Raw genomic sequence first — 19,617 nt, 5'->3', positions numbered from 1 at the left:
AAACGGCCATTGATGAAAAAAAGCGGTCGACCCGGCGGAAAGCTTCACGCCAGGTCGGCCGCATTCGCGTGTCGACACTAGTCGGTCGGGACCTGCGGACTGGCAGGATCCGCGGCCGGAGCGTCGGATTCCCCGGTCGGAACCGGCGTGATCGCCTGCAATTCGTCGAGAATGCCCGGTCCTGACGTGCCGCTGCCGGAACCGTCGGAACCGCCGCCGGTGTCCTCGGTGCTGATCGGCGCCGGGGTCGACTCGACGTTGTCGAGAATCGAGGCGGGGCCTGCCTGGTACCGCGACAGGATCGTCAACGCGATCGAGGTCGCGAAGAACGCGGCGGCAAGGATTGCGGTCGTGCGCGTCAGAACGTTGGTCTGGCCGCGGGTCGACATGAAGTTGCCGCCGCCACCACCACCAATTCCCAGCGCACCACCTTCGGAGCGCTGAAGGAGGACCACTGCGATAAGCGCCACGATCACCATCAGGTGAATGACGATGATTACGGTTTCCATTGATCAAACTGTCCTTGAAGTCAGCGCCTTGTACACGAAGCCGCTCTGCCTTGCCACCCGCTTGCCTGCGTTATCCGGCCGCCGCGATAATACCTAGGAAATCGGCGGCTTTGAGGCTTGCTCCGCCAACCAATGCACCATCGACATCCGGCAACGGCAGGATTTCCGAAGCATTGCCCGGCTTGACCGAACCACCGTAGAGAAGTCGGATTCCAGCCGCTTCCGGGCCGAGGCGAGCAACCAGTTCGCCGCGTATATGGGCATGGGCCGCCTGGATGTCATCATTTGATGGCGTCAGCCCGGTTCCGATCGCCCAGACCGGCTCATAGGCAACGACCAGCTTGTCGGCCGTGGCGCCGTCCGGCACCGAGCCGGCAAGCTGCTGGGAAAGCACGTCGAGGGTCTGGTCGGCACGCCGGTGCGCTTCGGTCTCGCCGACACACAGGATGACCAGCAGCCCGGCCCGCCAGCCGGCTTCCGCCTTGGCGCGCACCAGGGCGTCGCCTTCGCCATGGTCGGCGCGGCGCTCCGAGTGGCCGACGATGACCAGCTTGCCGCCGGCATCGGCGATCATTTCGGCGGCGGTATCGCCGGTATGGGCGCCATTGGCGGCGGTATGGCAGTCCTGACCGCCGATCATCAGGCCCGAATCCCCGGCCCTCCCGGCTGCCTCCGAGATCAGCGTGGCTGGCGGACAGATGGCGACATCGCAGTCCGCACCGGCGATTCCGGCAACCAACGCATCGATTTCAGCGAGGTTTGCCCTCACCCCGTTCATCTTCCAGTTGCCCGCGATCAGCGGCCTGTTGACGGCCATTTCGAAGCTCCCCTTTTCGGAATGACGGGAGCGGTATCAAAATCCGGCGGGAATTCAAAGTGCGCTCGCCTTGCGGCGGATCGGAGCCCTGCCTATTATCCGGCCGAATTCGTGGGGGCGGCGCGCGAGGATCGTGTGCCGCCGATTTGTAAGGAATACCGATGCTTAATGCGCTGCGCAAAGGCGCCGGGGGCTGGATCGCCCAGTTGTTCATCGCCCTTCTGGTGGTCAGTTTCGCCGTCTGGGGGGTCTCGGGTTTCCTGACCGGTTTCCAGGGCGACACCGTCGCCACGGTCGGCAAGACCGATGTTTCGGCCCAGCAATTCTTCCGCGAATACGATCTCGCCAAGCGCCGGCTTGGCCAGCAGATCGGCCAGGCGGTCACTGACGAGCAGGCGCGGCTCTTCGGAATCCCGGGCCAGGTCCTCGGCCGACTGGTCACCGAAGCAACCCTCAATGACGAAGCCGACACGCTGGGCCTCGGCGTCTCGGGAGAGACACTGGCCACGCAGATCAAGGACGACCCGACGTTCCAGGGTCCGACCGGCAGCTTCGATCGCAACCGCTTCATCCAGGTGATCAACAATGCCGGGATGACGGAGGATCAGTTCGTTGCCGAGCTCCAGAAAAGCTACGTTCGCCAGCAGCTTGCATCGGCCGTCGTCGGCGCGATGGAGCCGCCGGATGCCTATCTGCGGGCCTTCCACGACTATCTCAACGAAGAGCGGAGCATCGCCTATCTGGTGCTGACGCCCGATCAGGTCGGCGCGGTCGCCGATCCGACGGAGACCGAACTCACCACCTTCTTCAACGAGAACAAGAGCGACTGGCGGACGCCTGAGCTTCGTTCGGTCAGCGTCGTCCGGATGACGCCGGAGGACATGGCCAATACCGGCGATGTGTCCGACGAAGAAGCCCAGAAGGTCTATGACTCCCAACTGGCGACGCGCTTTACCGAGCCGGAACGCCGGCAGGTCGAGCAGATCGTCTTCAAGGACATGGCGGACGCCACCGAAGCCGCATCGGCGCTTGCCGATGGCAAGACCTTCGACGCGTTGAAGGCCGATCGCGGCCTGACGGACGCGGATGTCGACCTCGGCCTGATCACCCGCGACAAGATCTCCGACCCGGACGTCGCCGAGGCCGCCTTCTCGCTGACCGAGGGCAGCGTCAGCGGCATCGTCGAAGGGCGGTTCGGACCGGTCATCGTGCGGGTGACCGCCATCGAGCCCGAGGTCGTCACCAGCTTCGAAGACGCCAAGGCCGAGATCAAGCAGGAACTGGCCGCGGCCCGCGCCGCGCAGGAGATCACCGACCAGTTCGACGTGATCGAGGATGCCCGTGCCGGCGGCGCGACGCTCCAGGAAATCGCCTCGAATTATGGCCTCAAGCTGGTCACCTATCCGGGTATCGACGCGACCGGCAACAACGTCGACGGCGTCGCGATTGCCGATCTTCCGGGCGGAAACGAGCTGGTTTCGGCGGTTTTCGAGTCGGATGTCGGCCTCGAGAACAACGCGATCCCGATCGAGGGCGGATACGTCTGGTATGACGTCACGGCGGTCAGCGCCGACCGCGACCGCGAATTGTCGGAGGTCCGCGAGAAGGTCATCACCGCCTTCAAGACGGCCAAGGTCGACGAAAAGCTGACCGAACTTGCCGAGCAGAACCGTGACCGGCTCGCCCGTGGCGACGCCATCGATGACGTGGCGACCGAGATCGGTGTCGAGCCCGCGACCGCGGACGCCATCAAGCGCTCCACCCAGGCATCGGGCGCCCTGACCGCCCAGGCGATCCAGGAGGCTTTCAACGGCCCGAAAGGCTATGCCGGGGTCGCCCCGGGTGCGGACGATGCCAAGATCGTCCTGGTCGTCACGGACGTGACCGTGCCGCCGTATTTCTCCGGCGCGCCGGAGATGGCCGAGACCGAACAGCGCCTGTCCGGCGACCTCACCAACGATCTCCTCCAGCAGTATATCGCCCAGTTGCAGGATCGGCTGGGCGTCTCGGTCAACCAGGCGACGTTGCAGCAGTTGATCGGCGCGACCGATCCCGGCGTCTGATCCGGGCGGACATGAAAGCCGATGCTGGTCGAACCCGCAGAAACGGACTTTGCGCGCGTCCACGGCGCCGGCAAGGCGCAGGTCTGCTGGACGCGGCTGGTGGCCGATCTCGAAACCCCGGTTTCGGCGATGCTGAAGCTGTCGGCCGGGCGGGCCAACTGCTTCCTGCTTGAATCGGTCGAAGGCGGCGCGGTGCGCGGCCGCTACTCGATCATCGGAATCGAACCAGACCTCATCTTCCGTACCTTCGGCGAGCGGGTCGAGATCAATCGCAACGCCCGCACGACGCCGGATGTTTTCGAGCCGCTGCCGGAGCCGCCGCTGACGGCACTGCGCGGCCTGATCGAAGAGTCCCGGATCGAACTTCCCGAGGACCTGCCCCCGATGGCCGCCGGAATCTACGGGTATCTCGGCTACGACATGGTGCGGCAGATGGAAGAGCTGCCGTCGCCGAACCCGGATCCGCTGGGTTTCCCCGACACCATCCTCCTGCGGCCGACGGTGATCGTCGTATTCGATTCCGTTCGTGACGAGATCACCGTGGTGACGCCGGTCCGACCGTCCACCGACGTCAGTCCCGCCACCGACTACGCCCGTGCCATCGACCGGCTGACCGAGGTCGTCGAAGCCCTCGACATGCCGCTCGACAAGTCCTTCGAGGCCGTCGATGTCGATCCGGACATGCCGGTCGTCTCCAATACGCCGCCCGAACGCTACCTCGAGATGGTGGCGCGGGCGAAGGACTACATCGCCGCCGGCGACATCTTCCAGGTGGTGCTCTCCCAGCGGTTCGAGGCCCCCTTCTCGCTGCCCCCCTTTGCGCTCTACCGGGCGCTCCGCCGGGTGAACCCGTCGCCCTATCTCTACTACCTCGACTTCGGCGATTTCGCCGTTGCCGGCTCCAGCCCCGAGATCCTCGTGCGGGTCCGCGACGGCGAGGTGACGATCCGGCCGATCGCCGGGACCCGGCCGCGCGGCGGCAATCCGGAAGAGGACAAGGCGCTGGAGGCGGAACTTCTCGCCGACCCCAAGGAACGGGCCGAGCACCTGATGCTGCTCGACCTGGGCCGCAATGACGTCGGCCGCGTCGCCGAGATCGGCAGCGTCGAGGTCACCGGGCAGTTCTTCCCCGAATACTACAGCCACGTGATGCACATCGTCTCGAACGTGGTGGGCAAGCTGTCGCCCGAGCACGACGCGTTGTCGGCGCTCGCGGCAGGGTTTCCGGCCGGCACTGTATCCGGCGCGCCCAAGGTCCGGGCGATGGAGATCATCGACGAACTCGAGCTTGAAAAGCGCAGCATCTATGCCGGCTGCGTCGGCTATTTCACCGCCAATGGCGACATGGATTCCTGCATCATCCTCAGGACCTCGATCATCAAGGACGGCAAGATGTATGTGCAGGCCGGGGCCGGCATCGTCGCCGACTCCGTGCCGGAGAAGGAGCATGCCGAATGTGTCGCCAAGTCGCGCGCCCTTTTCCGCGCGGCCGAAGAAGCGGTAAGGTTCGCGTCCGGCGTCGGCAGAGGACAATGAGGGTCGGACAATGACCATCCTCGTCATCGATAACTACGACAGCTTCACCTACAACCTCGTCCATTTTCTCGGCGAGCTGGGGGCGAAGCTCGCCGTGCGCCGCAACGACAAGATCACCGTCGACGAGGCGGTTGCCATGGACCCGGAGGCGATCGTCATCTCGCCCGGGCCCTGCACGCCGAACGAAGCCGGTATCTGCCTCTCGCTGATCGAGCGGGTCGGGGCGGAGCTGCCGATCTTCGGCGTCTGTCTCGGTCACCAGGCGATCGGCCAGGTCTATGGCGGCACGGTGGTACGGGCGCCGAGCCTGATGCATGGCAAGCTCAGCACCATCCACCACACCGGCCAGTCGGTGTTTCGCGGCATCAACGACGATTTCCAGGCGACGCGCTACCACTCGCTGACCATCGCGCCGGAGAGCATGCCGGAGGTGATGGAGGTGACCGCGACGGCCGATGACGGCGTCATCATGGGGGCGATGCACAAGACCCACCCGGTGCATGGCGTGCAGTTCCATCCCGAGTCGATCGCCTCCGAGCACGGCCACCGGATCCTGAAGAACTTCCTCGACATCGCGGCGGCGTGGAACGCCACGCATCGTGTCGAGCGTTCGGTCGCCTGAGGAGGAAAGATGCCTGACCTGAAAGCGACCATCGGCAAGGTCGCGGCGGGCGAAACGCTCAGCCGCGAGGAGTCGCGCGACGCCTTCGACATCATCATGTCGGGCGAGGCGAGCCCGCCGCAGATCGCCGCCTTCCTCACCGCGTTGCGCCTGCGCGGCGAGACCGTCGACGAGATCGCCGGCGCGGTATCGACGATGCGGGCCAAGATGACGCCGGTCGCCGCGCCGGCCGATGCGATCGACGTGGTCGGCACCGGCGGCGACGCCTCGGGCAGCTACAACATCTCGACCACCGCGGCCTTCGTCGTGGCGGGCGCAGGGGTACCGGTGGCCAAGCACGGCAACCGCGCCCTCACCTCGAAGTCCGGCGCCGCCGACACGCTGGCGGCGCTTGGCGTCAACATCGAGCTGACGCCCGACCAGATCGGGGCATGCGTGCGCGACGCCGGCATCGGCTTCATGTTCGCGCCGGCCCACCACGCGGCGATGAAGCATGTCGGCCCGGTGCGCGCCGAACTCGGCTTCCGGACCATCTTCAACCTGATCGGACCGCTGTCGAACCCGGCGAGCGTCAAGCGCTACCTGCTCGGCGTCTACTCGCCGGATTGGGTCGAGCCACTCGCCAACGTGCTGGGGAGCCTCGGCGCCGAGCGCGCCTGGGTCGTCCATGGCGATGGCGGGCTCGACGAAATCTCGCCATCGGGCGAGACAAAGGTCGCCTCGCTGGAAAACGGCACGGTCACGGTCTTCACCATCCGCCCGGAGGATGCCGACCTGTCGCCCTCGCCTGTCGAGGCGATCAAGGGCGGTGACGCCGCGCATAACGCCGAGGCGCTGCGGCAGGTTCTCGAAGGCGCGACGGGCGCCTACCGCGACACCGTCCTCCTCAATGCCGGCGCGGCGCTTGTCGTCGCGGGGCTGGCGGACGATCTCGCTGGCGGTGTCGCCAAGGCGGCGGAAGCGATCGATACGGGCAAGGCGCGGGAGCGACTTGACCGGCTCGTCGCGGCATCGAACGGCTAGGGCCATGACCGACATCCTCCGCACAATCGAAACCAGCAAGCGCGCCGAGATCGCCGCCGCCAAGGACGCGATCGCGCCGGCCGAGATGGAGCGACGGGCCCGCGCCGCGCCGCCGCCGCGCGGCTTCACCGCGGCGCTGCGCAAGACCGTCGACGCTGGCCGGCCGGCGCTGATCGCCGAGATCAAGAAAGCCAGCCCGTCGAAGGGACTGATCCGCGCCGACTTCGATCCGCCGTCGCTGGCCCGGGCCTATGAGATCGGCGGCGCGACCTGCCTGTCGGTGCTGACCGACGGGCCGTTCTTCCAGGGTGCGCCGGACTTTCTGATCGCCGCCCGGGACAATGTCAGCCTTCCGGTGCTCCGCAAGGATTTCATCTACGAGCCGTACCAGGTCCATGAATCGCGGGCGATGGGAGCGGATTGCATCCTCATCATCATGGCCGCGGTCAGCGACGCTGACGCTGGCGCCATCGAAGCCGCCGCGCACGGACTGGGGATGGATGTCCTCGTCGAGGTGCACAATGCCGCCGAACTGGCGCGCGCGTTGACCCTGGCGTCGCCCCTGATCGGCATCAACAACCGCGACCTGCGGACTTTTGAGACGTCACTGGCTGTCAGCGAGCGTCTTGCCCCGACGATTCCCGACGACAGGCTGGTCGTCGGCGAGAGCGGCATCTTCACGCCAGCCGACATCGACCGCCTGGCGAAAGTCGGCATCGGCGCCTTCCTCGTCGGTGAGAGCCTGATGCGGCAGGACGACGTGGCCTCCGCCACGGCCACCCTGCTTGGCACGACGGTGGGAGCCTGAACGCCATGGAATTCAACATCCGCCCGGTCAATTTCGACGAGGCCGACCTTCTGGCCGATGTCGAGCGGAGCGCGGCACAGCGCTTTGTCGAAATCGGCATGCAGTCGATCGCCGAGGCCGAGCCGACCGACCCCGAGTTCATCGGCACGGTTGCGGCCTTTGGTGGAGCCTTTGTCGCCGCTCGCCCGGAGGACGACTATCCGGTCGGTTTCATTCTCGTCGGGCTGCTCGACAAGGCCGCGCATATCTACGAAATCTCGGTCGCCGAGGAGTACGGACGCCAGGGTATCGGCCGCATGCTGATCGAGGAGGCTTCGCGCTTCGCCGGTGCCGAGGGCGTCAATGCCCTGACCCTGTCGACTTTCCACAACGTCGCGTGGAACGGCCCGCTCTACGAGCAACTCGGCTTCCGCTATCTCAGCCGGGCCGAATGGACCCCGGCGCTTCACATCCTGCACAAGCTCGAAAAGCAGCACGGACTGGAGGTCGAGCGACGGGCCTTCATGCGGCTGGATCTTGAATGAGCGAACAAGGGCTCAGTCACCTCGACAAGGCCGGCGCGGCGAACATGGTCGACGTATCGGCCAAGCCGGTAACGGAGCGAACCGCCGTCGCCGAAGGCGCGGTAGTGATGAGCCGTGAAACGCTGGACCTGATCCGGTCCGGCGACGCCAAGAAGGGCGACGTCATCGGCACCGCCCGCATAGCCGGGATCATGGCGGCCAAGAAAACCCACGAACTCATCCCCCTTTGCCATCCGATCGGATTGTCGAAGGTGACGGTCGACATCGAGGCTGACGACGCCTTGCCGGGCGTGCGCGTCCGGGCGACGACGAAGGTCGCCGACCGGACCGGCGTCGAGATGGAAGCGCTGACGGCCGTCTCGGTCGCCTGCCTGACCATCTACGACATGGCGAAGGCCGTCGATCGCGGCATGGTCATCACAGGCATCCGGCTGGTCGAGAAGCGCGGTGGACGCTCCGGCGACTGGCAGGCGACGACGCCATGAGCCTGCTGTCGGTCGACGAGGCGATTGCCCGGATTCTCGGGGACGCCTCCGCGCCGCTGGCGGCCGAGACGGTGCGGCTCGACGAAGCCGACGGGCGAACGCTCGCCGAAGACCTGGCATCCAAGCGGTCGCAACCGCCCTTCCCCGCCTCGGCCATGGACGGTTACGCCCTGCGGGCCGAAGACGCGACAGAAGGCATGCGGCTGACCGTCATCGGAACGGCCGCGGCCGGGCATGGCTTTGCCGGCCAGGTGTCAGCCGGCGAGACGGTGCGCATCTTCACGGGCGCCCCCGTACCCATCGGCGCCGACACGATCCTGATCCAGGAAAACGCCGAGCGGATCGACGCGACCACTATTCTCGTCCGGGAACCGGTGTCGGCCGGTCGGCATGTTCGGCGGGCGGCGCTCGATTTCGCCGCCGGGGATACGCTGATCGCCGTCGGCACCCGCCTCGGCGCAAGGGAATTGTCGCTCGCCGCCGCGATGGGACACGGGACCGTCCCGGTGCGCCGTCGACCACGGGTGGCAATGATTGCAACCGGCGACGAACTGGTGCCGCCCGGCGACATGCCGGGACCCGACCAGATCATCTCCTCCAATGCAGTCGGCCTCGCGGCGATGATCCGCTCCTGCGGCGGCGAGGCGATCGATCTCGGCATCGTCGCTGACGACCGGCAGGCCATCGGGGATGCCATCGCCCGTGCCGCGGCCCTCCCCGCCGATATCCTGGTCACCATCGGCGGCGCCTCGGTCGGCGACCACGACCTCGTCAAGGAAGCACTCGTAACGAGCGGCATGACGCTGGACTTCTGGCGGATCGCCATGCGGCCGGGCAAGCCCCTGATGTATGGCCGCCTCGGCGCGCAACGTGTCCTGGGACTCCCCGGCAACCCGGTGTCGGCTTTCGTTTGCGGCCTGCTTTTCCTTCGGCCTCTCGTTCATGCCTTGCTTGGCCATGCCCATGGCGATCAGAGCGAACCGGCTGTTCTGGCCGCCGACATACCGGCCAACGATCGTCGCCAGGACTACGTCCGCGCCACCATCGCGGCCGGCCATTCCGGCCTGCCGCTCGTGGCGCCCTTGCCGATCCAGGACAGCGCCATGCTCTCCACACTGGCGGCGGCTGACTGCCTGCTGGTCCGGGCGCCCGGAGCCACTGCCGCCAGGGCCGGCGACGCCTGCCACATCATTCGGTTGCGCTGAACCGGCTCGCAAGATTCCGGCGCAGTCTTGTCCGACGCACGCATGACGGGCAGGAACAAACCGGCGACAGGCGAAGCCGAAGGCGCTGTCATCGCCGGCAACACCCGGACTTCAGAGGGAATTCTCCAACGAGCCGGCTTTACGGAATATTCAGTGTTGCGGAACACATATAGAACAGGATACTTTGTTCGTGTTTTGTACTTGATTCTTCTGTGCTCGAAATGTACCGGACAAGCCGATGCTCACCCGCAAGCAGCATGAACTCCTGATGTTCATCCACGAACGCCTGAAGGAATCAGGCGTTCCACCGTCGTTCGACGAGATGAAGGACGCGCTCGACCTCCGGTCCAAGTCGGGGATTCACCGTCTGATCCGGGCGCTTGAGGAGCGTGGGTTCATCCGTCGCCTGCCGAACCGGGCGCGGGCGATCGAAATCGTGAGGATGCCGGAAGCGTCAACACCGGCGGCCCAGAGGCCCCGCGGCTTCTCCCCCAGCGTCATCGAGGGAAGCCTCGGCCGGGTGAAGCCTGTCAGTCACGATGGGACAGGCACGGACCCTGTGATGATCCCGGTGATGGGCCGGATCGCGGCCGGTACGCCGATCGAGGCGATCCAGACCCACAGCCACTCCATTCCCATCCCGCCAGACATGCTGTCACCGGGCGAGCATTTCGCCCTCGACATCCGCGGCGACTCGATGATCGAGGCCGGCATTCTCGACGGAGACACGGTGCTGATCCGCAAGTCCGACACGGCAGAGACCGGCGATATCGTCGTCGCCCTCGTCGACGACGAGGAAGCAACCTTGAAGCGCCTGCGGCGCAAAGGCGCGTCGGTGGCGCTTGAGGCCGCCAACCCGGCCTATGAGACCCGGATCTTCGGGCCGGACCGCGTGCGCATCCAGGGCAAGCTGGTCGGACTGCTGCGCCGCTACTGAGGCGCGGGCGGCATGAAGGCCCGGCGGGTTGCGGGGTATGCGGTTTCTATTCGAAACGCCGGCTCGCCACCCTGATCCGAATGGAGGTAGAGGGCGTGCGCCCCGCCGCGCTTCAGGTCGTCGCCATCGATGACGGTAGCGACGTCGTTGCAGCGCGCCGGTGTCGCGAAGCGGCTGATGACGACCTGTGCCAATCGGCAATCGTCAGCGAAGGCCGCCGGTTTCAGGCTGACGGCGGCGATCATCCCGTTTGACAGGGTCGCGACACAGCCGACCGGATCGCAGGGAACCCCTTCGGTTACTTCATCTGTCGCCGGTCGCGGATCGGCATCGGCCCGCAGCCATGTCCCGGCGGCGAAGCGGTTGGCCTTCAGGCCGATGATTGCGAAGCGACCGTCGGCTCCCCTGACGGCGGCGGTGGTGCCGTTCGGATCGATCAGGATAGCTGGGCGCGGTGCGATGAAGGCGATCGGAATGGCCGCGATCAACGGCACCAGGCCGAACAGGCGCCATCGTTCCTGCCACAGCGAGGTCCACAGAAAGCCAGCAACCAACAGCAGCAACGCGGCGGCTGGCGCCATCGGGATGCCGCCCCAGTCCTGCGACCAGTCGGCGGTGGTTCGCGCGACCAGCACGATCCAGTCCAGCCCCCACCCCATGACGGTGAGCGGCAGGGACTCAAGACCGAAGGGCATCAGCAGGACCGAGAAGAAGGCCATCGGCATGACAATCAGCCCGACGACGGGCATCGCCAGCAGGTTGGCGACGAGGGTCAAGGGCGCGGCCCGCTGGAAGTGGTAGACGGCGAAAGGCGTGGTCGCAAGGCCGGCGATCAGCGAGGTCAGGAAGAGCCCCCGGGCGGAAACCACCAGACGCGCGCCTATCCCCCGGTCGGCCAAACCGGCCAGGCGAAGCCGCCGGTCGGCATTGGCGCGAATGGCCTCATAGCCAGCAACCAGCGCCAGCGTTGCGGCAAAGGACATCTGGAAGCTGGCGGTCAGGATGCTCTGCGGTTCGATGAGCAGAACGATCAATGCCGCCAGCGCAACATTGCGCAGGGAGATCGCCCGGCGGTCGATCATCACCGCGACAAGCATCACCGCCAGCATGACGAAAGCCCGCTGGGTCGAGACGCCGGCCCCGGAGATCCCGAGGTAGACCGCGGCGATCAGAAGCGCACCGCCCGCCGCCCATTTGCGGATCGGCCGGTTGATCGCCAGCGACGGCGACAGGGCCAGCAAGGCGCGGATCACCCAGAAGGCGGAACCGGCGACCAGCGCCATGTGGAGGCCGGAGATCGCCAGGATATGTCCCAGTCCGGAGGCGCGCATCGCCTCCTGCGTCTTCTCGGATATGCCCCGGCGGTCGCCCATCACCAGCGCGGCGGCGATCTGTCCATTGTCGCCCGGGAGTGCGGCAACGATACGGTCGCGGATCCCCTGCCGGACATGGGCAACGGGCATCGCCAGCCGGATGCCGAAGGGCGGGTCGCCGATATCGGCGGGTTTCGCGGCTCCGTAGGCAAACCCGACAGCGCCGACACGGGCATAGTAGTCGGCGCGGGCGAAATCGTAGCCGCCGGGAATCGTCGGGCCACTGGGCGGCCTGATCCGGGCAAGGACGGTCAGCGCATCGCCGACGGTGATCGTATCGGCCTTGCTGCGGATGGTGATCCGGACATTCTCCGGCGCCTGTTTCTTCGCCACCTTGTCGATGCCGTCGACGCGCAGCAGCACCCGCGCCCCGCCCCGGGCGGCCGCTTCACGCTCTGCGACCCAGCCGGTGACAGTTGTCGTCATCTCACGGGGAATGACGGGCGCGCCAGCGATATCGGTGCGCGCCTTCATCACGGCGCATCCCGCGGCAACGGCAGTCAGCGCGGCGAGCAGCCTGAAGACCGCGATGCGTTGCCGGCTTCGCCAAGCCGCGACGGCGAGCAAGGCCGAGACGACGGCCAGCGCCAGTCCGGAAGGCTCGGCCGGCAGCGCGAAGTAGATGACGATGCCGGCGCCGAAAAGAACTGGAAGCCACAGGAAGCCCCGGCCTGCCTCCATCTCGCGCTCGAATGTCGCGGCCAGCGAGAGCCGGAACGCGTCGAGCCCATGGGCGTATCGCCCTCCGCCGGGCACGACGAGACGGCGCGGGCGCCCAATGCGTCCGGATTGTCTCGTCTCGCGCTGCAGATCGCTCATGGCCGGAGGTGCCCCCTCCCCGACCATGGATGCTACATCAGCGAGCAGCCCATGAGAATTGCACCGTCAGGTTATTTTCCAGCCGCCTTTGCCCAACTGTCGCGCAGGCCGACGGTCCGGTTGAATACCGGCTGGTCGGCGGTCGAATCGGGATCGCGGACAAAATAGCCGAGGCGCTCGAACTGGACCGGTGCGTCGCTGTTCGCCTCGACGATTGCCGGTTCAAGACGGCATTCCTGCAGGACATGGCGCGAGTCCGGATTGAGGCCCGTCGCGAAGGACCCGGCGTCGGGCTCCGGATCGGTGAAGAGCGGCTCGAAGAGACGGACCTCGGCCGGCACGGAATCCACCGCCGACACCCAGTGCAGCGTCGCCTTGACCTTGCGGCCGTCGGGCGGCGTGTTGCCGCCCCGGGTCTCCGGGTCATAGGTGCAGCGCAGTTCGACCACCTCGCCGTCGGCGTCCTTCACCACCTCCTTGCAGGTGACGAAATAGGCGTAGCGGAGGCGAACCTCGCGGCCGGGCGAGAGGCGGAAGAACTTCTTCGGCGGATCTTCCATGAAGTCGTCACGCTCGACATAGATCTCGCGACCGAAGGTCACCGGGCGGGACCCCGCCGCAGGGTCCGAGGGGTTGTTCACCGCCTCAAGTTCCTCGGTCTCACCTTCGGGATAGTTCTCGATGACGATCTTCAGCGGGTTCAGAACGGCCATGCGACGCGGCGCGCTCGCGTTGAGCGCGTCGCGGATGGCGGCTTCGAACATGGCGACATCGACCATGCTGTCGGCACGGGCGACGCCGATCCTCTGGATGAAGTCACGGATCGCCTCGGGCGGTACGCCGCGACGGCGATAGCCGGCGAGCGTCGGCATGCGCGGATCGTCCCAACCGTTGACATGCCCGCCGCGCACCAACTCGGTGAGGACGCGCTTCGACAGCAGCGTGTGGGTGAGGTTCAGCCGAGCGAACTCGTACTGATGCGGCTCCGACGGCACCGGCAGGTTCGCCAGCAGCCACTCATACAACGGCCGGTGATCGGCGAATTCCAGGGTGCAGAGCGAGTGCGTGACGCCCTCGATGGCGTCGGACTGGCCGTGGGCGAAATCGTAGCTCGGGTAGATGCACCAGTCGGTCCCGGTGCGTGGGTGGCTGGCGTGGAGGATCCGGTAGAGGACCGGGTCGCGAAGGTTGATATTGCCGGAGGCCATGTCGATCCTAGCGCGCAACACACGGGCGCCGTTGGGGAATTCGCCCGCGCGCATCCGGGCCAACAGGTCGAGATTCTCGTCAACCGGCCGGTCGCGCCACGGGCTGGCGGTGCCGGGCTCGGTCAGCGTGCCGCGGGCCGCGCGCATCTCTTCCTGGGTCTGGTCGTCGACATAGGCCTTGCCGGCGCGGATGAGTTCGATCGCCCAGGCATAAAGCTGCTCGAAATAGTCCGACGCGTAGCGGACGCTGTCGCCCCAGTCGAAACCCAGCCAACGGACGTCGCGCTGGATACCGTCGATGTATTCCTGCTCTTCCTTGGTCGGGTTGGTGTCGTCGAAGCGCAGGTTGCATCGGCCGCCAAATTCCGCCGCGACCCCGAAATTGAGGCAGATCGACTTGGCGTGGCCGATGTGGAGGTAGCCATTGGGCTCCGGCGGAAACCGGGTGACGATTTCGCGGGTCCTGCCGGCTTCGACGTCGCGACGAACGATGTCGCGAATGAAGTCGTGTCCGGCTTCCGGTGGCGTTTCGGTCGATGACATTGATGCGTTCCTGTTCCGGCCCGACGAGACGCCCGGCCGTGTGCTGCGGCCTATGTGCCAAATCCCCGCGCAAACGCCAAGTTTTCCTGTCGGAATGGGCCAAATGCACGACCTTGACCGGAATTGTCCTGACAACGGCAGGGCGGCATGTGCTACACGGGCCGCGGATTTCAAAGGCCAGATGAACAGACCATGACCACCCCCGTCGTTACCCGTTTCGCTCCCTCACCCACCGGTTACCTGCATATCGGTGGCGCCAGAACGGCTTTGTTCAACTGGCTTTACGCGAGGCACACCGGCGGCAAGATGCTCCTTCGCATCGAGGATACGGATCGCGAGCGCTCCACCGACGCCGCGATTGCCGCGATCCTGGAGGGCATGACCTGGCTCGGGCTGGATTGGTCGGGAGAGCCGGTCCACCAGTTCGCCGGCGCGGCCCGGCATCGCGAAGTCGCCGAGGATCTGGTCGCCCGGGGGATGGCCTACCGCTGCTATGCGACGGCCGAAGAGTTGAAGGAAATGCGGGAGACCGCGCGGACCGAGGGTCGGTCGGCCGGCTATGACGGCCGGTGGCGGGATCGCGATCCTTCCGAGGCGCCCGCCGGCGTCACCCCGTCGATTCGCATCAGGGCGCCGCAGGACGGCGAGACCATCATCCAGGACCATGTCCAGGGCCGCGTCGCCTTTCCGAATGCCGATCTCGACGACTTCGTCATCCTGCGATCGGATGGCACGCCGACCTACATGCTGGCGGTCGTCGTCGACGACCACGACATGGGCGTGACCCACATCATTCGCGGCGACGACCACCTGACCAATGGCGCACGCCAGAAGATCCTCTACGACGCGCTCGGATGGACCCTGCCCGAGCTTGCGCATATCCCCCTGATCCACGGCCCCGATGGCGCCAAGCTGTCGAAGCGACACGGCGCGCTCGGCGTCGAGGCGTATCGGGCGATGGGATACCTGCCGGAGGCGTTGCGCAATTATCTCGTGCGACTCGGCTGGAGCCACGGCGACGACGAGATCATGTCGACCGACGAGATGATCGCCTGGTTCGATCTCGACGGCATCGGCCGCGGCGCCGCCCGGTTCGACTTCGCCAAGCTGGAAAACGTCAACGCCCAGTACATTCGGGAAAAGGATGACGCGGACCTGCTGGCGACGCTGATTCAGGAATTGCCGCACCTGCCGGATGGCGATGCGTTCGGCGCCACACTCGACGAGGAACGCCTCGGCCGCCTGCGCAAGGCGATGCCGCTCTTGAAGGATCGGGCCAAGACGCTGATCGACCTGATCGATCGCGCCGGATTCCTGGTTGCCGAGCGGCCGCTGGCCATCGACGAGAAGGCCGATGCCCTGCTGACCGAGGAAGCGCGGGCCACCCTTGGCGACCTTCTGCCGCGGCTGGAAGCGATCGACGACTGGTCCGCGCCGACGCTGGAAAGCGTCGTGAAAGCCTATGCCGAGGAGATCTCGCTCAAGCTTGGCAAGATTGCCCAACCTCTGCGTGCTGCATTGACCGGCACAACGACATCACCGGGGATCTTCGAAGTCCTTGAAGTGCTTGGCCGTGTTGAATCTCTCGGCCGGATTGCCGATCAGACGGCCACCTGACCGGGCTGATTTTGCGTTCGCTGCATGGACTTGCCGCGCCGCAGCAATATAATCCCCGGCAAATCCCACTCACCCCAAAAAAATGGAGGCTGCCGTGGCCAACGCGAGCGAAATGGAAGCCCCTGCGACACCGCAGCAATCCGCGGCAGCGGACAAATCGAAACAGGCCACCCTCACGGTGGATTCGGAAAATTACGGCTTCACCCTGAAGGATGGAACGCTGGGCCCGCAGGTCGTCGACATCTCGTCGCTCTATCGCGAGACCGGTCGCTTCACCTACGATCCGGGCTTCACCTCGACCGCTTCCTGCGAGTCCAAGATCACCTTCATCGATGGTGACAAGGGCGTGTTGCTCTACCGGGGTTACCCGATCGAGCAACTTGCCGAGCATGGCGATTTTCTGGAGACCTGCTACCTGCTGCTCTACGGCGAATTGCCGACGGCCGCGCAGAAGGCGGATTTCGATCACCGCGTGACCTATCACACGATGGTCCACGAGCAGATGAACCGGTTCTTCACCGGCTTCCGCCGTGACGCCCATCCGATGGCGATCATGTGCGGCGTCGTCGGCGCGATGTCGGCCTTCTATCACGACTCGACCGACATCTCGGACCCCTACCAGCGGATGGTCGCCTCGCTGCGGATGATCGCCAAGATGCCGACGATCGCCGCGATGGCGTTCAAGTATCATGTCGGGCAGCCGTTCGTTTACCCGCTGAATTCGCTCGACTATTCGTCGAACTTCCTGCGGATGTGCTTCGCGGTGCCGTGCGAGGAGTACAAGGTCAACCCGGTCCTTTCGCGCGCCATGGACCGGATCTTCATCCTCCATGCCGACCACGAGCAGAACGCCTCGACATCGACCGTGCGGCTTGCCGGATCGTCCGGGGCCAATCCGTTCGCCTGCGTCGCGGCGGGCATCGCCTGTTTGTGGGGGCCCGCCCATGGCGGCGCCAACGAAGCGGCGCTCAACATGCTGCAGGAAATCGGGACCGCCGACCGCATCCCGGAATTCATCGCCCGCGCCAAGGACAAGGACGATCCGTTCCGGCTGATGGGCTTCGGTCACCGGGTCTACAAGAACTACGATCCGCGGGCGAAGATCATGCAGCAGACCTCGCATGAGGTCCTGTCCGAGCTCGGCATCCAGGACGATCCTCTCCTCGAGGTCGCCATGGAACTCGAGCGGATCGCGCTGACCGACGAGTATTTCATCGAGAAGAAGCTCTACCCGAATATCGACTTCTACTCGGGCATCACGCTCAAGGCGCTCGGCTTCCCGACCACGATGTTCACCGTGCTCTTCGCGCTGGCCCGTACGGTCGGCTGGATCGCTCAGTGGAAGGAGATGGTCGAGGATCCGTCGCAGAAGATCGGGCGGCCGCGCCAGCTCTATACCGGCGAAGTGCAGCGCGACTACGTGCCGGTCTCCAAGCGCCGCTGAACCGGACGCCGCGCGCCGCGCCTGGTCCGGCGCGCGGTCGGTCCCCGGCGGGCGGTTTCGATGACGATATCGGCCGCCAGCCCGCTGGGCGTGCCTTTTTCGAGCCGCATCAGGTCGTCAATCCGGGCAAAGGCCGTCAGCTGCGCCTGACGTTCGGGCGAATCCGTGGTGAGCTTGCCGAGCGCATCGGCCAGATTGCGCGGTGTAGCGGTTCCATCGAGGAATTCCGGTATCTCGTTGGTCCCGGTGATCAGATTCGCCAGGACAAAGGAGTTGATCCGCGACAGCGAGCGCTTGAACGGCCTGACGATGAAGTCGGTCTTGTAGGCGACCACCATCGGGACGCCGGACAGCGCCAGTTCGAGCGTCACTGTGCCCGACGCCGCAAGCGCGAGATTGGCCCGCCGGAAGGCGGCATATTTCTCTTCCTCGCCGACGATGATCGTCGGCTTGACCTTCCATGATTCGGCGCGCGTCCTGATCTCATCGGCCAGCCGGGCGACCGCCGGCAGCACGACCTCCACCGGACCATGCCTGGCGACGAGTTCCGACACCGCCTCGCCAAAGGGCTCCATCAGCCGCGATATCTCGCCATGACGGCTGCCCGGAAGGACGATCAGGGTCGGTCGCTCGGCCTCGGCGACCGGGATCCGCTCGCCGCTTGCCGGCCGGATCCGGTCGAGCCGCTGGGTCAGCGGGTGGCCGACATAGGTGCAGGCGGGGCCGCCGAGCCGTTCATGCACCGCCGGCTCGAAGGGAAGGATGGCAAGCAGGTGATCGACGAAGCCGGAGATCCACGGCGCCCGGCCGGGGCGCCACACCCAGACCGTGGGAGACACATACTCGACGATCGGAATCGTCGGCGCCCACTTCCTGACGCGCCTGGCCACGCCGAGATTGAACCCGGGACAATCGATGATCACCAGCACATCGGGATTGGCCGTTGTCACGGCCTTGGCCGTTCGATGCATCTTGGCCAGGATCCGATGCACGTTGGCGATGATCGCCGAGACGCCGTGATAGGCGATCTCATGCATCGGGAATTGCGATGTCATGCCGTGCGCTTCCATACGGGAGCCACCGACCCCGACGAAGCGGACGTCGTCTCCGAGCCGCTCCTTCATCGCTTCCATCAGTCGCGCGCCAAGGTGATCGCCCGATTCTTCCCCGGCAATCAGAAAGGCCGTGAACACCTTGCCGGTCATGCCACCGGCTCCGGTTGCGTCACTTCACCCACCAGGAAGATGCCCGATCGATCCGCCAGATCGATGACTTCGCGTCGGTCGACGATCATTACGCGCCCCGCCTCGACGGCAATGCCGGCGAGGCCTGCCGAGGCGGCGGCCGTCACCGTCTTGGGCCCGATCGTCGGCATGTCGACCCGCAAGTCCTGCTGCGGCTTGGCGCATTTTGCCAGCACGCCGGCCCGGCCACTCCACTTGAGCCGGCCGGCCGCTCGCAGCGCTCCGACGCGATCGATCATGCCGTCCGTGCCCTCGGCCGCTTCCATCGCTACCACTCGTCCGTTGACCGCCACGGCGCCCTGCCCCGCATCGATGACGCCGATCGCGCGCGCCGCCCGCATCGCCCGGGCGATGTCCCGCCGCGCGCCCTTGTCAGGCGTATGGCGGCCGAGCGGGCCCTTGTTCGCCACAAGGTCGGGCGCGACTTCGTGCGCACCGACGACCGTGAAGCCAAGCTGTCCCATCAGCGCGACGACACCACTCAGCAGGTCTGCGTCGCCATTGGCGAGCAGCGCGAGAACCTTTGGAATGACCCGCAGGGCGCCGAGGTCGAGCTTGAAGGTGCTGAAATCGGGACGGACACGGATGTTGCCGATCATCACCAGTTCCTTGACGCCATGCTCGACGAAGACAGCCTGCATGCGGCCGATCTGGCCCCATTTGAGAACTTCGTGAGGGTAAGCGGCGATACCGGGGTCGGCTTCTCCGTCGATCGCAACGATGAACGGGCGCCGTCCGGCGCGAATTGCCGCCTCGGCGACGTGCAGCGGCACGGTGCCGCCGCCGGCCACGATCCCGATAGGTTCGCCCTGATCAGCGGCCATCGCAGTTCGTCCTGGC

The 19,617-nt window shown here is 66.0% G+C and carries 17 protein-coding genes; 11 read left to right on the top strand and 6 right to left on the bottom strand.

The window, feature by feature from the left end:
• Positions 1-77 precede the first annotated feature (77 nt).
• Both secG and tpiA read right to left on the bottom strand, forming a co-directional pair.
• Positions 78-509, bottom strand: coding sequence for a preprotein translocase subunit SecG (gene secG / locus BLT60_RS04910; RefSeq protein ID WP_090875131.1), 432 nt, complete (start codon positions 507-509; stop codon positions 78-80).
• Positions 510-579: 70 nt separating this feature from the next.
• Positions 580-1,326, bottom strand: a complete 747-nt coding sequence (gene tpiA / locus BLT60_RS04905) for a triose-phosphate isomerase (RefSeq protein WP_090875129.1) — start codon at positions 1,324-1,326, stop codon at positions 580-582.
• Between the two features lie 161 nt (positions 1,327-1,487).
• On the opposite strand from tpiA, the gene BLT60_RS04900 reads away from it, so the two are divergent.
• The 9 genes from BLT60_RS04900 (at position 1,488) to lexA (ending at position 10,529) form a co-directional block, all read left to right on the top strand.
• Complete coding sequence (locus tag BLT60_RS04900; RefSeq protein WP_090875127.1) at positions 1,488-3,389, top strand: peptidylprolyl isomerase; 1,902 nt, start codon at positions 1,488-1,490, stop codon at positions 3,387-3,389.
• Between the two features lie 21 nt (positions 3,390-3,410).
• Positions 3,411-4,925 carry an anthranilate synthase component I gene (trpE, locus tag BLT60_RS04895; protein ID WP_090875125.1) on the top strand — a complete coding sequence of 505 codons (1,515 nt, stop codon included), beginning with the start codon at positions 3,411-3,413 and terminating at the stop codon, positions 4,923-4,925.
• A gap of 10 nt (positions 4,926-4,935) precedes the next feature.
• Complete coding sequence (locus BLT60_RS04890; protein WP_090875123.1) at positions 4,936-5,547, top strand: anthranilate synthase component II; 612 nt, start codon at positions 4,936-4,938, stop codon at positions 5,545-5,547.
• 9 nt (positions 5,548-5,556) lie between these two features.
• Positions 5,557-6,570 carry an anthranilate phosphoribosyltransferase gene (gene trpD / locus BLT60_RS04885; RefSeq protein ID WP_090875122.1) on the top strand — a complete coding sequence of 338 codons (1,014 nt, stop codon included), beginning with the start codon at positions 5,557-5,559 and terminating at the stop codon, positions 6,568-6,570.
• A gap of 4 nt (positions 6,571-6,574) precedes the next feature.
• Positions 6,575-7,378, top strand: a complete 804-nt coding sequence (trpC, locus tag BLT60_RS04880) for an indole-3-glycerol phosphate synthase TrpC (protein ID WP_090875120.1) — start codon at positions 6,575-6,577, stop codon at positions 7,376-7,378.
• A 5-nt stretch (positions 7,379-7,383) separates the two neighbouring features.
• Complete coding sequence (locus tag BLT60_RS04875; RefSeq protein WP_090875119.1) at positions 7,384-7,902, top strand: GNAT family N-acetyltransferase; 519 nt, start codon at positions 7,384-7,386, stop codon at positions 7,900-7,902.
• The gene (gene moaC, locus BLT60_RS04870) at positions 7,899-8,387 is read left to right on the top strand and encodes a cyclic pyranopterin monophosphate synthase MoaC (RefSeq protein ID WP_090875117.1); all 489 of its coding nucleotides are present in this window, start codon (positions 7,899-7,901) and stop codon (positions 8,385-8,387) included. Before BLT60_RS04875 ends, moaC begins: the two co-directional genes overlap by 4 nt.
• Positions 8,384-9,592, top strand: coding sequence for a molybdopterin molybdotransferase MoeA (locus BLT60_RS04865; protein ID WP_090875115.1), 1,209 nt, complete (start codon positions 8,384-8,386; stop codon positions 9,590-9,592). Before moaC ends, BLT60_RS04865 begins: the two co-directional genes overlap by 4 nt.
• Before the next feature lie 238 nt (positions 9,593-9,830).
• The gene (gene lexA, locus BLT60_RS04860; RefSeq protein WP_090875113.1) at positions 9,831-10,529 is read left to right on the top strand and encodes a transcriptional repressor LexA; all 699 of its coding nucleotides are present in this window, start codon (positions 9,831-9,833) and stop codon (positions 10,527-10,529) included.
• Here the strand turns inward: lexA and BLT60_RS04855 are convergent.
• On the bottom strand, positions 10,523-12,721 hold the full coding sequence (locus BLT60_RS04855; RefSeq protein ID WP_175478294.1) for a ComEC/Rec2 family competence protein: 2,199 nt from the start codon (positions 12,719-12,721) through the stop codon (positions 10,523-10,525). The genes lexA and BLT60_RS04855 overlap by 7 nt on opposite strands.
• A 71-nt stretch (positions 12,722-12,792) precedes the next feature.
• Positions 12,793-14,472 carry a glutamine--tRNA ligase/YqeY domain fusion protein gene (locus tag BLT60_RS04850; RefSeq protein ID WP_090875111.1) on the bottom strand — a complete coding sequence of 560 codons (1,680 nt, stop codon included), beginning with the start codon at positions 14,470-14,472 and terminating at the stop codon, positions 12,793-12,795.
• A gap of 192 nt (positions 14,473-14,664) precedes the next feature.
• Here BLT60_RS04850 and gltX point away from each other — a divergent pair, with 192 nt between their 5' ends.
• Together gltX and gltA are read left to right on the top strand one after the other, a co-directional pair.
• On the top strand, positions 14,665-16,089 hold the full coding sequence (gltX, locus tag BLT60_RS04845) for a glutamate--tRNA ligase (protein ID WP_090875110.1): 1,425 nt from the start codon (positions 14,665-14,667) through the stop codon (positions 16,087-16,089).
• Positions 16,090-16,201: 112 nt separating this feature from the next.
• Positions 16,202-17,533, top strand: coding sequence for a citrate synthase (gltA, locus tag BLT60_RS04840; protein WP_090875735.1), 1,332 nt, complete (start codon positions 16,202-16,204; stop codon positions 17,531-17,533).
• On the opposite strand, the gene lpxB is transcribed toward gltA, so the two are convergent.
• Positions 17,506-18,738 (bottom strand): lipid-A-disaccharide synthase, encoded by a 1,233-nt coding sequence (gene lpxB / locus BLT60_RS04835; RefSeq protein ID WP_090875109.1) that lies wholly within the window; start codon positions 18,736-18,738, stop codon positions 17,506-17,508. The two genes, gltA and lpxB, sit on opposite strands and share 28 nt — an antisense overlap.
• Positions 18,735-19,601, bottom strand: a complete 867-nt coding sequence (locus BLT60_RS04830; protein WP_090875108.1) for an LpxI family protein — start codon at positions 19,599-19,601, stop codon at positions 18,735-18,737. The genes lpxB and BLT60_RS04830 overlap by 4 nt, the downstream gene beginning before the upstream one ends.
• Positions 19,602-19,617 lie beyond the last annotated feature (16 nt).

Origin of the sequence: Bauldia litoralis, from assembly GCF_900104485.1 — a bacterium.
Taxonomy (GTDB): Bacteria; Pseudomonadota; Alphaproteobacteria; order Rhizobiales; family Kaistiaceae; genus Bauldia; species Bauldia litoralis.
Note: the sequence above shows the minus strand (reverse complement) of the source record. Positions and strands in the feature narration are given on the sequence as shown.